12 protein-coding genes are annotated in these 14,350 nt (G+C 46.1%); 8 read left to right on the top strand and 4 right to left on the bottom strand.

Annotated elements, in window-relative coordinates:
• The first annotated feature begins 220 nt into the window (after positions 1-220).
• The 4 genes from QT994_RS00605 (at position 221) to QT994_RS00590 (ending at position 3,980) form a co-directional block, all read left to right on the top strand.
• The gene (locus QT994_RS00605) at positions 221-1,174 is read left to right on the top strand and encodes a PhoH family protein (RefSeq protein WP_333170851.1); all 954 of its coding nucleotides are present in this window, start codon (positions 221-223) and stop codon (positions 1,172-1,174) included.
• Between the two features lie 153 nt (positions 1,175-1,327).
• Positions 1,328-1,762, top strand: coding sequence for a ChuX/HutX family heme-like substrate-binding protein (locus tag QT994_RS00600; protein ID WP_333171248.1), 435 nt, complete (start codon positions 1,328-1,330; stop codon positions 1,760-1,762).
• A gap of 254 nt (positions 1,763-2,016) precedes the next feature.
• On the top strand, positions 2,017-2,811 hold the full coding sequence (locus tag QT994_RS00595; RefSeq protein ID WP_333170849.1) for a DUF6816 family protein: 795 nt from the start codon (positions 2,017-2,019) through the stop codon (positions 2,809-2,811).
• 509 nt (positions 2,812-3,320) lie between these two features.
• Positions 3,321-3,980 (top strand): hypothetical protein, encoded by a 660-nt coding sequence (locus tag QT994_RS00590; RefSeq protein ID WP_333170846.1) that lies wholly within the window; start codon positions 3,321-3,323, stop codon positions 3,978-3,980.
• Positions 3,981-4,095: 115 nt separating this feature from the next.
• On the opposite strand, the gene fabF is transcribed toward QT994_RS00590, so the two are convergent.
• Complete coding sequence (gene fabF, locus QT994_RS00585; protein ID WP_333048672.1) at positions 4,096-5,349, bottom strand: beta-ketoacyl-ACP synthase II; 1,254 nt, start codon at positions 5,347-5,349, stop codon at positions 4,096-4,098.
• A 97-nt stretch (positions 5,350-5,446) separates the two neighbouring features.
• Positions 5,447-5,701, bottom strand: a complete 255-nt coding sequence (gene acpP, locus QT994_RS00580) for an acyl carrier protein (RefSeq protein WP_333048671.1) — start codon at positions 5,699-5,701, stop codon at positions 5,447-5,449.
• Positions 5,702-6,085: 384 nt separating this feature from the next.
• Here acpP and QT994_RS00575 point away from each other — a divergent pair, with 384 nt between their 5' ends.
• The 4 genes from QT994_RS00575 (at position 6,086) to glmS (ending at position 11,702) form a co-directional block, all read left to right on the top strand.
• A complete protein-coding gene (locus tag QT994_RS00575) occupies positions 6,086-6,991 on the top strand; it encodes a CoB--CoM heterodisulfide reductase iron-sulfur subunit B family protein (RefSeq protein ID WP_333170843.1) in 906 nt (301 codons plus the stop codon).
• 573 nt (positions 6,992-7,564) lie between these two features.
• A complete protein-coding gene (locus QT994_RS00570; RefSeq protein ID WP_333048669.1) occupies positions 7,565-8,776 on the top strand; it encodes a chloride channel protein in 1,212 nt (403 codons plus the stop codon).
• A gap of 598 nt (positions 8,777-9,374) precedes the next feature.
• On the top strand, positions 9,375-9,620 hold the full coding sequence (gene psaC, locus QT994_RS00565; protein WP_015175986.1) for a photosystem I iron-sulfur center protein PsaC: 246 nt from the start codon (positions 9,375-9,377) through the stop codon (positions 9,618-9,620).
• A 159-nt stretch (positions 9,621-9,779) separates the two neighbouring features.
• Positions 9,780-11,702, top strand: coding sequence for a glutamine--fructose-6-phosphate transaminase (isomerizing) (glmS, locus tag QT994_RS00560; RefSeq protein WP_333170839.1), 1,923 nt, complete (start codon positions 9,780-9,782; stop codon positions 11,700-11,702).
• A 132-nt stretch (positions 11,703-11,834) separates the two neighbouring features.
• Here glmS and QT994_RS00555 read toward each other — a convergent pair whose 3' ends face one another.
• Together QT994_RS00555 and QT994_RS00550 are read right to left on the bottom strand one after the other, a co-directional pair.
• Entirely contained in the window at positions 11,835-13,370 is a 1,536-nt protein-coding gene (locus tag QT994_RS00555) for an O-antigen ligase family protein (RefSeq protein WP_333170837.1), read from the bottom strand.
• Positions 13,371-13,413: 43 nt separating this feature from the next.
• Positions 13,414-14,259, bottom strand: a complete 846-nt coding sequence (locus tag QT994_RS00550; protein ID WP_333170834.1) for a YaaW family protein — start codon at positions 14,257-14,259, stop codon at positions 13,414-13,416.
• Positions 14,260-14,350 lie beyond the last annotated feature (91 nt).

Genomic DNA, 14,350 nt, shown 5'->3' with positions numbered 1-14,350 from the left:
GATCTAAAATTTCAAATCTAAAATCTAAAATTGCCTGACTTACTAGAAGGGAGATTTGATTTGTGCCTCAAGCACCAAACTCATTGGGGAGCTAAATCTAAAAGACGCCTTAGATACTAGGTAAAACCTAGTAACGGGCGTCTTTTTGTTCGCAAGTAGTGAGTCGTTTAACACTTAGTTGTTAACTTTTAATTGCTTATTTGGAGGAGCTTATGTTGGCATGAATGAAAAACTAACAATAGAGTTACCGAGCACTCAAAGCGCAATGTCGCTGGCCGGTAATCAAGAAGAAAACCTGAAAATGATCTCTAAGCAAACCGGGGCTAACCTGGTAATGCGAGGCCAAGAACTGCTGATTTCAGGCACAAAAAGTCAAGTAGAATTGTGTCATAAATTAGTGCGATCGCTCTCCGACTATTGGAAATCCGGCAAAAATATTACCGGAGTTGAAATCCAGACGGCGCGCCAAGCTTTGGATACTAACCGCCAAGGCGATTTACAAGACTTGCAGCGAGACGTTCTCGCCAGAACCCGCCGCGGCGAAGAAATTAGAGCCAAAACCTTCAAGCAGCGGCAATACGTCCAAGCAGTACGCACGCATGACCTGACATTTTGCATTGGCCCCGCTGGTACTGGCAAAACATTTCTAGCAGCTATTTTCGCCGTGCAAGCGCTGTTAAGCAAGCAGTACGAACGGCTAATTTTAACAAGACCAGCCGTGGAAGCTGGCGAAAAATTAGGGTTTTTGCCGGGAGATTTGCAGCAAAAAGTCGATCCATATTTGCGCCCGCTTTACGACGCCCTGCAAGAAATGATCGACCCTGAAAAAATGGCCGATTTAATGGAAAGAGGCCTGATCGAAGTAGCTCCTTTAGCTTATATGCGGGGGCGCACTCTCAGCAATGCTTTCGTCATTTTGGACGAAGCTCAAAACACGACGCCAGCTCAGATGAAAATGGTGTTGACTCGTCTGGGCTTTCGATCGAGAATGGTAGTAACGGGCGATATCACTCAAACCGATTTGCCGCCAAACCAACAGTCGGGATTGTCAGTTGCCCAAAATATTCTGCGTAACGTTGAGGGCATTGCTTTCTGCGAATTTTCTCAGGCGGATGTGGTGCGACACCCGCTAGTGCAGCGGATTGTCGCTGCTTACGAACTGCACGAAACATGAAGGAATAAGGAATAAGGAAGGCTTTAGTTATCTACGAGAGAAGGAAAGCTTTAGTTATCTACGAGAGAAGGGAGAAGGAAGAATTATCCTTTTTTCCCTAATTCCTTTTCCTAATTCCAAACTACCCTTTTCTTCTTATCGATTTAATTCCAAATCCACAATCCACAATCCACAATTGATATGACTCCGACTCTGAAAGAATTCTTGGAAGCTTGCGAACAATTGGGAACGCTGCGTTTAATCGTGACTAGCAGCGCGGCTGTGCTGGAAGTACGCGGTTCAATTCACAAGCTGTTTTATGCGGAGTTGCCGAAGGGTAAATATGCCAATATGCACGCCGATATATTTGAGTTTCACTTGAATATGGACAAAATTAAACAGGTGAAGTTTGAAACGGGCGAGGCGAAAAGAGGCAATTTTACTACTTATGCAATCCGTTTTTTGGACGAACAAAATGAGGCTGCTTTGAGCGCGTTTTTGCAGTGGGGAAAGCCGGGGGAATACGAACCAGGACAGGTGGAAAATTGGCACGAGTTGAAGGAAAAATACGGGGAGGTTTGGGAACCGGCACCTGTTGAGGCGCTTTAAAAAATAAGCTTTTCCACCTTTAAATTGCATATGGGGGGCGGCATCTCCTGCCCCGCCCCTACTCCCCACAAGAATAAAATTGATTTTTGTGTAAAAGGCAGGATGCCTGTTTCTGAGAAGGTATAAAATATGATGTTTAACTCATTTGTTGTCTAATTTCTGAATTAATGAACTGCAGAGGGCGCAGAGAACGCAGAGAAGAGATAAAGAAGAGAAAGAGAGACAGAAGGTTAGTTGTTTGAATGTAATTGGGTATGAAGGTAATTTGGAGTTTTTGTTTGGTTTTGGTTGTACTGCTGTGGGGTGGCGGTGCGAGGGCGGGGGTTTTGGGCGATCGCCTATCAAGTTTTCCCAATTGGGAAAGCAAGCCTCCTATCGCTGTAGCTAAGGGAGATTTGGTATATCCCGACTGGATGGCGGGGAATTGGAATGTTGCTAGCACTTTGGTAGATTTAGCCGCTCCTTTAGCGCCAAATATTGTGACTCCTGGGTTTGAAAGCAACCGCCAGTATTTGCAGCAGCCAGTATTATTTAAAGTGCGATTTCAACCAGAAAAAAATATTGGTTTTAGTTATAATTATACATCTAAAAAAGCTAAAAAGATTGTAGCCGATCGCACTTTTAACGGTTTGAATATTGCCAAGGCTTATTTAGGCGATCGTAGCGTACTTTCGGTGAAAGTCGATCCGACCAATCCCAACCGCCAAATTACTGTTTTGAAAGGGGAACGCCAACTAATTTCGATTGTTACCAGTCGGGGGACTGAGACGCCGAATCCTCGCGAGTTTGTGTCTACAGAGATTTCTCAGCAGGTGTTTCGGGGAGAGTCTGATATTTATTTAAACGAGGTGGAAACAACAACCGCTTATCGAGTTGTTGGAGGCGGGGAAAATGGCAATTCTGCGAGTAAAAGAATTGAGGCGGATCAGGTGACAGCGATTTATTTGTCGCCGCAAGACCCCGATTATTTTGCTGCTGGGGGGCATCCTGTGGCTTTGTACCGCTATCGGTTGGAGTTGTTACCGAGAGAATCAGCTAATTTATTGTGAATTATGGCAACTCTAGCGGGGCGAAGGGCATGGGAACGAATAATACAAGCTATCTCAACTGGCATTAATCCAAAAGCCAGCGACTGTCAAATGTGGGCTGAGTCACAACAGGGCTGGCATCCTACTCAAACACCTAATGGCCCGTTAAAATATTTTGATAAAAACGGACTAACTAGGTTAACGCTCAAACAGGGAACTCCCAGAACTCCCGGCAGCAACCACCCTCATGTAGAGCTAAAAAATGCTAAAGGCAGTAGAATCGATCTACAAGGAAAGCTCGTTAACAGAAAAAGTCCAGCTAATCATACTCCTATTGATTGGGACATTTAACAATGGAACGCTTAAACTACTGGCAGTTTCCGGGATTTGAAAATATTTATCTAGAGGATAGCTATGTACTTAGCATTAATGCTAAAACATCTATACAAATCCTCTTGGAAGCTGTCCTCACTGAAAATCACTCTCTCTACACTCAGCCCTTACCAGGGGAACAGTATTGTTATCGGCGGATGACCGTCAATTTTCCCCACCCTCAAACCTACGATTTGGTTCTGAACAACATCAGCCCAATTGCAGATCCAGATGGTGGAGTTGATTACGGGAACATAGACGAATTTTTTAGGGCGGAGGACAAATACTATTTAAGAGGGGAATGGGGAGAACTTACTATAGTTTCCGATCCACCCCTACTTTTTGATGAAAACTATTTAATTGTCAGAAACGGCGAGAATTTTATTCAAATCAATAAGGATAAAATCAGTCTTTGTGAATGGAAAAGGGAAAGGGAAGGAGTAATCAGCTTAGTTTACGAAAACGATTTTGGAAGTGATTTATGTGTTCAAATTGAGGCAGAGCAAGATCCCGAAGGCTTTGAAGCAGCTTTGGGGTATATGAACGAACTTGACACATGTCATACAACTGATATTACAGGAGGAGGCGAACTGACATTTGACAAAATCAAGCAGTTTTATGCCCATAATTTTAATCAGGAAAATGTGCAAGCATTTTCTGTTGACAAAATCAAGCAGTTTTATGCCCATAATTTTAATCAGGAAAATGTGCAAGCATTTTCTGTTAAGTTTCCTAGCTCAGCGGGCCATAAATATTCGATTTCGGCAATTACTTCCGACAATAAATTAGGGCAGGCTTTTGCATCTAGCCTAGAATAATTTAAAATTTGGATCTACTGCTAATCGTCGATCGCCCCATCTAAAATTAATCTAAAAAATTAAAAGGTGAAAAATTAATTTTTCACCTTTTAACTCTCGACTTCCAAATTGCCCGTTACTGAACAAACTTCTTGAATGCCAGTGTGACGTTGTGGCCGCCAAATCCAAAAGAATTCGACAGCGCCACATCAACTTTTAGATCGCGACTTGTATGAGGAACATAGTCTAAATCGCACTCAGGATCGGGATTTTCCAAATTAATTGTCGGCGGGATTTTGTCATTGGCGATCGCCATTACCGTCGCCACCGCTTCAATTCCCCCAGAACCGCCCAAAAGATGACCGGTCATTGACTTGGTAGAACTAATTGCTACTTTGTAAGCATGGTCTCCCAAAGTCTTTTTAATCGCTTTCGTTTCCGTAGAATCGTTGGGAAGCGTGCTCGTGCCGTGAGCATTGATATAGCTCACCATATCCGGTGTCAAACCCCCATCTTTGAGCGCTAAAGCCATTGCTCGCGATGCACCTTCGCCCCCGGGTACTGGGGAAGTCATGTGATACGCATCGCAAGTTAAACCGTAGCCAACGATTTCTGCGTAAATCTTCGCGCCACGGGCCAGAGCGTATTCCATTTCTTCTAGAATCAGAATGCCAGCACCTTCGCCGATCACAAAACCATCACGATCGCGATCGAACGGACGAGAAGCATGAGTCGGGTCATCGTTGCGAGTCGAAAGCGCCCTCGCCGCAGCAAAACCCGCCACGGACAAAGGTGTCACCGCAGCTTCCGTACCACCGCAAATCATCGCTTGCGCGTAACCCCCTTGAACTAAGCGAAAGGCATCACCCACGGCATTTGACCCGGCAGCGCAGGCCGTCACGGGGCAAGAGTTCGGTCCTTTAGCACCCGTTTGAATCGCTGTCAGGCCCGCGGCCATATTCGCAATCATCATGGGAATCATAAACGGGCTGCATCGATCGGGGCCGCGATTCAGATAGATCTCTTGCTGGTCTTCCAAAACCTTCAGGCCGCCAATGCCAGTGCCAAGAATGACACCCACCTGTTCTGCGTTCAGGTCGTTAATCTCAAACTTTGCATCAGCAACAGCTTGTTTGCTGGCTGACACCCCAAATTGAGCAAAGCGATCCATCCGCTTTGCTTCCTTGCGCTCTAAATAGTCGTGTGGGTCGTAACCCTTCACCTCTGCGGCAAAGCGGCAGTCGTGTCGCGACGCGTCGAATAAGGTGATCGGGCCTATACCATTCTTCCCGGCAAGCAACCCGTCCCAATATTCGGACAAGGTATTGCCGATCGGTGTAATCGCGCCGAGACCCGTGATAACAACGCGCTTACGCTCTAAATTTGTCATGATTTCAGTTTCAAAAAATTAAACACCCAGAACGCAGAACAAAAGAGGAGTTTGCAGTTTTCTAACTTCTCTCCTCTTAGGGGAAAAGACAGGTATTTTATGCTTTTGGAGCTGTAAGTTTGCTGCTGATGAAATCTACAGAAGCTTGAACCGTAGTAATTCCTTCGGCTGCTTCGTCGGGAATTTCAATATCAAACTCTTCTTCCAAGGCCATGACCAGCTCTACTGTATCTAAGGAATCTGCTCCTAAATCGTTAGCAAAGTTGGCTTCGGGCTTGACTTCGCTCTTATCGACTTCCAGTTGCTCTGCCACAATTTTCTGGACTCTAGCAAAAATGTCGTCTTGGCTCATAACATCGTGTCCTCATTGGTTGCTGCGTATCTAATCTTATCCGAAAGGGGGATCGACAAGAGAAAGGCTGGCCGCTTTTCTAAGTGACACGGGCCAGCGACAATTGGAACACGGACGATCGCAGCAACTTTAGGACTAAAGCAAAAAAACCCCAATAGCCCAAAATCAATCATCTCGTTTAGCCACCTGATAACGTTGAGGAACCGGATTTATGGTCGATGGTGTGTCCGTCATCAACTCAAAATGCTTGAGAAAAGCTGACACTTGACTCCTAGCTAGGCGGTGATACGTTAATGATAAAGAGGGAAAACTAAGCAGGAAGCCTCCCGACTTCGATGGCTCAAGTTTCTTTTCCCGAACCTTGTGTCCCCAGCAGAAACAACTATGCCATCCCAAACTCTCAGATATGCTTACTTTCCCGGTTGCGTTGCCCAAGGGGCGGCCCGCGAACTTTACTTGTCTACAATGGCGCTAACTCAAGCGTTGGGGATTGAACTGGTGGAACTCAAAAAAGCTTCCTGCTGCGGTTCTGGCACTTTCAAGGAAGATTCGCAGTTACTCGAAGATACTGTCAATGCTCGCAATATTGCTTTGGCTGAGGAACTGAATCTGCCTTTGCTGACGCATTGCAGCACTTGTCAAGGTGTAATCGGTCATGTGGACGATCGCCTCAAGGAATCTCAGAAAACCGATCCCAACTACGTAGATAAAGTTAACGGTTTACTAAAAAAACAAGGTTGTTCGCCTTATCAAGGCAGTACCGAGGTGAAACATCTGTTGTGGGCGATCGTTGCCGATTACGGTTTGGAGGAAGTTCAGAAGCGAGTCACCCGCAAGCTTTCGGGCTTGAAGTGCGCGTCTTTTTACGGCTGCTACCTGCTGCGAGCTCAGGATAAGCTGCTTTACGATGACCCGCACCAACCGGAATCGATGGAAAATGTGTTTCGGGCGATCGGGGCAACTCCGGTTTATTATCGAGGCCGGACGCAGTGCTGCGGCTGGCCGTTGGCGAGTTATGCCACTAACCAATCTTTTCAGATGGCAGGCAAACATATTCAAGATGCTCTTGACAATGGCGCTGATTGTATGGTAACGCCTTGTCCGCTTTGTCATTTAAATTTGGATTCGCGACAGCCGGAGGTGGAAAAAGTAATCGGGCGCAAGTTGGGTTTGCCCGTGTTGCATTTGTCGCAATTGGTGGCTTTGGCTTTGGGTGTGGAGCCAAAAAAACTAGGGCTCGATCGACATATTGTTTCCACAAAGCCCGTGTTAGAAAAATTAGGCTTTTAGTCGATCAATTTGCGCGGCTTTGTAGTAAGGACTTTACTCCTTTCTAATATCAAATCCCGTTAGAGCGGAATTATACCCGAGTGCTAGCGGGAAGCTCGATCGCGCTCATACACTCTTGAGTTGATAGAAGATACCGTCCACAATTTGTCGTTTTGTCCCCAGAGGTGGTCTACTCTTCTTCTTGTAGGGCAGCAATGGCGCTGCGGAGTTATCACTCTTTGTCGGTTAAGTTGCTCGACAAGGCCATTTATTTCTGATCTTAGCTCGTCATCAGAGAACCCAAATGGGTTCCTTAAGCTATTGACACCACCGATAAATGAAGCAGTCTAACGACGGGGGCTTCAGCGAACGGCGTTGCACGGTGGCTACACCACTGATAACCGATGCCTCAGTTCTGTTGCCAGCCCTTGTTAGACTGCGATCGCTCTCTTCGCATTCGATAGCCCGGATCTACACTCAAAAGCAAGTGTGGGGGGTGGTAGGTTAATATGCAGACAACAGAAATTGTATACAATTACACAAAATAGTTTTTTAAGACTTCCTAACTGCCAAGTTAGGGACAAGGAATAAGCAATGAAACGAAACCCAGTAAATCTCACACGTTCGGTATTCCTATGGGCAATGCTAGGAATCATTTGTGGTTTGTTTGCTGCAAGTTATTGGATATTTTTGTCTTACATGATGGTGGGATTTGAATATTTTAGTGGACTTTCTCTACTAATCATCATGCCACTTGCCGGCTTGCTCATCGGTTTGCTCATTCATTGGCTGGGAAATCCTGGCGAAATAGGGTTGATTATTGACAACATTCATCTCAATGGCGGGCGGTTACCAATGAACGAGAATCCTTCGATGATTCTGTCGTCGCTAATCAGTATTGCAAGTGGAGGCAGTGCTGGTCCAGAAGCACCAATGGTGCAAGTCACAGGTTCAATTGGTACGTGGTTGGCCGATCGCTTTCAATTGGGTGGAGAGGCACTACGAACTTTGAGTATTGCTGGCATGGCATCTGGTTTTACAGTTTTGTTCGGCGCTCCATTGGGTGGTACTTTTTTTGCTTTAGAAATCCTGCATCATCAGAATGTTGTGGAGTATTTTGAAGCAATATTACCTGCGGTTGTGGCAAGTTGTGCAAGTTACACCATCTTTGTAGCAATTACCCAGCTAGGAATTGGTCCTACCTGGCATTTTCCTCAATACAATGTGGACAGCCTTTATGACTTTGGCGCAGCGATTGCTTATGGAATTGTAGGGGCGATTATGGGGTGGTTTTTTATCGCTGTATTTCGCACTGTTGGTCGCTTGTTTGATTCAATACCCAGCCCAATCTATGTGCGAACTACTTTAGCCGGGCTAGCACTTGGTGTGTTATCAGCTTTATTTCCGCTCACTCGTTTCTTTGGTGAACATCAAATTGAAAAAATTGTTGAGGGCAACTTTTCTTTGGGAGTTGTCTTAACTTTAGTTATTGCTAAAGTGTTTGCCATTAGTACGACCGTAAATGGAGGCTGGCGGGGGGGGATTATCATCCCACTGTTTTTTATAGGAGCCTGTTTAGGAAAGGCAATCGCTATCATTAGTCCTGCCTCCAACGAGACTTTGGCAATGATTTGTGTAATGGCTGCTCTGAATTCAACAGTTACTCGCACTCCAATTAGTACAACTCTGCTACTCGCCAAGTTGACAGGATTTAGCACTTTTACACCCATTCTCTTCGCTAGCCTCGTGGGTTTCTTCTTGGCTCCCCGATCTCCCTTCATTAGCTCACAGCGTAAAGTTGATTAACAAACGCCTAGAATTCCTCTAATAACTCCGTGTAGCGGTGAAAAATACGTGCATTTTGCGAGTATCGGCTCTAAAGGCTTCTGCCATTACAAATGCACCAATGGCATCAAACAACATCTAGCCGTTGATACCAGTCAGCTTGCCGTCTTTTATCCATTGCACAAAAGCCAGTGTGTCCGATGACTGTGGCTTGATTGAAATGTTGAGTCACAACCTCGATTATTTTCACACTCGGGCCCGTCAATATTCCGAAGATTACCATTCTGCAAGGGTAAGGGGTATCACCCGGATAAGATCATCGCAGTTTGGTCAAGAACTTTGAACCCACTCTCACCAATCCTACTGCTAAACTCAATTTGTATTTAATCAGGCTGATGCTCAAACGGTTGGCGAATGATACAGATCCCAAAAGGGTTCCATAAGACTCCCAGGGTGAATAACTGTGAAGTTTTGTCGCTTTTTCGCGAAGTGCTTCCAGGCACTGCGGTAGACTAACCTTTAATTCTCTGTGCAGGCTATAGCGGTGGCACCTCACCGTCAAATCTGTTAATTCGCAGAGGCAGCAAATTTTTAGTGACTCGTTGGGAGCCTTTATTCAATGTCTCATTCAGTCAAAATTTACGATACTTGCATCGGCTGCACTCAATGCGTCCGCGCTTGTCCGACTGACGTTTTGGAGATGGTGCCCTGGGATGGCTGCAAAGCAGCTCAGATTGCCTCCTCTCCCCGCACCGAAGACTGTGTAGGCTGCAAGCGTTGCGAAACTGCTTGCCCTACCGATTTTCTGAGCATCCGGGTTTACCTGGGAGCAGAAACCACTCGCAGTATGGGTCTAGCTTACTAAAAATCGATCGACACGCCGATCGAATTACGGGCACAAGAGAGGGGGCGATTACATTGCCCTCTCTTTTTTTGTCGCGGAATCTGCATTCGGGGCCCGAAGAAGGTAAAAATGATAAAACTTGAGTTTTATTGCGATCGCTAAGCAGGAGTAGTACGTTAAATGTGCGGAATCGTTGGCTATATCGGGACGCAAGCAGCAAGCGAGATTTTGCTAGCAGGATTGGAGAAACTAGAATACCGGGGGTACGATTCAGCGGGCCTCGCTACCATCTCCGAAGGAGAAATTACCTGCATCCGAGCAAAGGGCAAATTGCACAACCTCCGGGAAAAGTTAGCAGAGATAGACTCTCCGGCTCCCATCGGCATCGGACACACCCGCTGGGCAACTCACGGCAAGCCTGAAGAATATAACGCTCACCCTCACCTAGATAATAGCGGGCGAATTGCGGTAGTTCAAAATGGAATTGTCGAAAATTATCGCGAGTTGCGGGAAGAATTGAAAGCAAAGGGACATAAATTTGTCTCGGATACCGATACAGAAGTTATTCCTCATTTAATAGCTGAATTTTTGAAAGAAGCAAGAAGGGAGAAGGAAGAAGGAAAAGATAAAAACACCGAGAAAATTGCTGATTTATCGTTTTTGGAAACTGTTTTAAAGGCAATAAATAAATTAGAAGGAGCTTTTGCGATCGCCGTTATTTGCGCTGATTTTCCCGAGGAAATAATTGTCGCCAGACAGCAAGCTCCTTTGGTGATTGGCTTTGGTGCTGGCGAATTTTTCTGCGCTTCCGACACGCCCGCCTTAGTATCTCACACACGCACTGTTTTGTCCTTGGAAAATGGCGAATTGGCAAGGCTAACTTCGATGGGAGTGGAAGTTTACAGCTTTGCAGGGGAAAGGCTGAAAAAAAGCCCGCGCATCCTTGGTTGGAGTCCGGTTTTAGTCGAAAAACAAGGCTTCAAACACTTCATGCACAAGGAGATTTACGAACAGCCAGCCGTAGTCCGAGCTTGTTTAGAGGCTTATTTAGACAGGGATTGGCAGCCAGGAAATCCGCGCTCTCCCATCAATCTCAACTTGCCCAAAGAACTTTGCGCTGATGTCGAACAAATTTCAATTCTCGCCTGCGGAACGAGCTGGCACGCCTCGCTAATCGGCAAATATTTGTTGGAACAATTAGCTAATATTCCCACTGCGGTGCAGTACGCTTCTGAGTACCGCTACGCACCGGCACCGCTGACAGCAAATACTTTAACTATTGGGGTAACTCAGTCGGGAGAAACGGCAGACACGCTGGCTGCTTTGGGGATGGAACAGCAGCGCCGCGCGGGTTTTACTGATAAATTCCGGGCGAGAATGTTAGGCATTACTAACAGGACTGAAAGTTCGATCGCCCACATGATGCCACACGTGATCAACACCCACGCTGGTATAGAAATCGGCGTTGCGGCGACTAAAACTTTTGTCACTCAGTTGATGGCATTCTATTTCTTAGCTTTGGATTTGGCGCACCAGCGGCAAACAATCAGCACGGAGAGATTGGCAGAAATTATTACTGGTTTGCGCCAGTTGCCGGCGGAAATTGAGAAGTTTTTGGAGATTCAAGAACAGTATGTGGAGGAATTGTCCCACCAGTTTACAGAAACCCAAGATTTTATCTTTTTGGGACGAGGAATTAACTTTCCCATTGCTTTGGAAGGGGCGCTGAAACTGAAGGAAATCAGCTACATTCACGCCGAAGGATATCCGGCGGGAGAGATGAAACACGGCCCGATCGCCCTTTTGGATGCGAAAGTGCCTGTAGTGGCGATCGCCATGCCAGGAAGCGTCTACGAAAAAGTGCTTTCCAACGCTCAGGAAGCCAAGGCGCGCGACGCCCGTTTAATTGGTGTTACGCCCAAGCAAGGTGTGGCGGAAGCCGATATTTTTGACTACATTTTGCCGGTGCCTTTGGTGGATGAATTGTTGTCGCCGATTGTGACAGTGATTCCGCTGCAATTATTGGCTTATCACATTGCGGCGCGTCGGGGTTTGGATGTGGATCAGCCACGAAATTTGGCGAAGTCGGTGACGGTAGAGTAAAAGAATTCAGTTGGCAGTTGGCAGTTGGCAGTTGGCACTTGACTGTTGACTGTTGACTGTTAGCAGTTGTTATTGGTTATTTGTTATTTGTTATCAATAACCTTCCAGGCTCTGCCTCCAATGCGCGATCGCCTATTCCCTCTCGCTGACTCCGCAAATTGCGGCTAACAGCAACCAGCTTGTAGTATTGAGTCGAAAATCAAACAGCGTCACATCTACAGTGTTAAAAAGCGTACAGGCGGCGAAGGCTAATAAATAACTGAAAAAAATTAGGCGATCGGCCGCTCTTACATCTTGACCAACCACCGGACTTGTGATAATAGATATTGAGTTTTGATTGAACACTAAAGCATTTTCGGCTTTTGCCAGTGGTGGTATTTGCTCCGGTTTAATATCCCCAGGAAAAAGTGGCCAATTCGCCAGCAGCAAAACACCCCTAGCCAAAACCCAACCAACTAAACCAAAAAACAGAAGCGTTGTGGGTATTCCCGTTTCCGCAGTCAACATCAGTATCAAACTGTGAGGATGACCGAGCCATTCTTGCATTTGAGCTTGATAGAGAGGCGTAAAATTTCGCAATCCCCAACCAGTCCAAGGACGCTGCTGAGTCATAGACCAAGCAAATTCCCACTGAGTTTTTCTCAAAGTAGCAGTCGGCCGATTTGGGAACATCTCGTCGGTGAGTCTAGCCCAAAAGAAAGCCGGAACAATTCTTCGTAAAGATTGCCGCAGTGGTTGCGGGCCAAAGGCCGACAAAAAAATTGTGCTAGCCACACTCAAAACCGCAGCTAATAATTTTTTATAACCCACATAAAATGCAAAAGCCAAAACTGCGACAACTGCCAGTCCCCAAGCATTGCGAGAATTAGTAAAAATCAAAGCAACAGCATTTCCGATCACTGCACAACTTAAAAATAGGAATCGGAAATTGCGAATCGGAAATTGCGAATCGGGAATCAGCGGTTCATTAATTGTTTCCTTTTTTCCTCTTTCCTCTTCCCTCAAAATCGAGCGGGTAAATCCGTTAAATCCCTTACCTGGAGCGTTCCCGAACCCTTCTCCCATCCACAGTCCCAGTGCTAAAATAAAAGCAATTGTCAGATAGCAAGCTAAAATATTAGCGTACATAAATACAGAAGCCATACGGCCGGGGGGATTGCCTTGGGGTGCAAGTACCCAGCCAAAAACAGGCTGCAATTGATCGATGCCGCTCCAGCCTAAAAATTGCTGTCCCAGGCCTAAAATTATCACTGGAATTGAACTAATTACAATCATCCAAGACAATTGCCGCAATTGAGGCGAAGTTTGAATTAAACGGCTGAAAGCGGCAAACAATATAAAAAAGGGCAAGAAATTGTACAACCCTACAAAAGCCTCAATGCGGTTGTGGGCAAAAACGGCTGTGATGACTAGCAGCACGCTGAGAATTGCGAATCCTCCATTCAGCGGGCGGCGACTAATTTGACGGAACTTTTGCTTGCAAGTGCCGGCCAATCCCAGGAATAAACCTAAAGCTCCCAAAATCGGAATTAAGGGAAAAATCAGCATCCCCACTTGAGCGAAATTCCAAGGGATTTGCAGGCGGGGATCTGGATGTTTTTGGAGGCGAGACTTGAGATTTTCGGCTGTCTGTTTGGCAGCTAATTTCAACCGATTTTTGATATTCACCAACACTCCCAATCTCAAATCTAAAATCTACAATTTACAATCGTTAAGCTAGTTCCCAAACGCATTCCGATCGCGTCAGGCGTATTTGAGCTAAGGCAAAAATGGTCGGGATAATCCTACCGTAGTTCGTGGAGATTGATCGCCAACCTAAATCAGCAAAAAACCAAGTCCACATCACCGGGCCGAGCAACGAAAATACGCTCCGCGTCGCACCGTAACGAGCCGCACTCACCGCCATACCGCGCCGCGCCGTCTGAATTGCGACATAATTTTGAAACTGGGTTGCTGCGGTTGCAGTGCCTGCAAGCACTCCTTGTTTTGCCATTTGATAGGTGGCAAAATGCAGCGCAAATTGATTGGCCATTAGTTTGAGCAGCATTGGTTTTAAGATGGAACTAACAGCTAAAGCACTGCCGCCTTTGAACAGTAAACCCAGCGGGTCTTTTTCAGCAGAAATTGGTAGGGGTTCTGAGAGTTGGGACTCAACGATCGCTCGCTGTACGCGCAGTGTCAGCGCTTGCTGTTCATCTGCCGGTAAACGCTTCCACGCGCGGCCCATTAAGTGCAGAAATACTTCTGCCTCTAAGTCAGTGGTTGACAACTGTCTGGGATAAGGGATTTTGAGATAGCGACAAACTTGAATTAGTGCTTGTCTGTAAGTTACTTGTTCGGTTCGCCCTCTGAGTACCGTCAAACCGTCGGCTGCAAGATAGCGAAATCGCTGTTCTACAGCGTCGAGCCATGCTTGGCGATCGCGACTTTGTACATCTATCGGTGCGGGGGTTTGCACGTAATCTAAAGGGTTAAACTTGCGGCTGAACAGAAGTTCTGTTAGTTGCTGCAATTCTTCTTCTGTTGTCAATTCGAGTGCTGCTCTGAGTTCGTCCAAAATTTTGCCCTCCCATATTCGATTTTAGATTTTAGATTTTAGATTTTAGATTGCTGCTGGTTGATAACCATCAGGATTTAGGATTTACCTA

Origin of the sequence: Microcoleus sp. S13_B4 (assembly GCF_036700885.1) — a bacterium.
In the GTDB taxonomy this organism is placed as follows: domain Bacteria; phylum Cyanobacteriota; class Cyanobacteriia; order Cyanobacteriales; family Microcoleaceae; genus Microcoleus.
The sequence above is the reverse complement of the archived record's forward strand: the minus strand, read 5'-3'. Positions and strand labels throughout refer to the sequence as shown.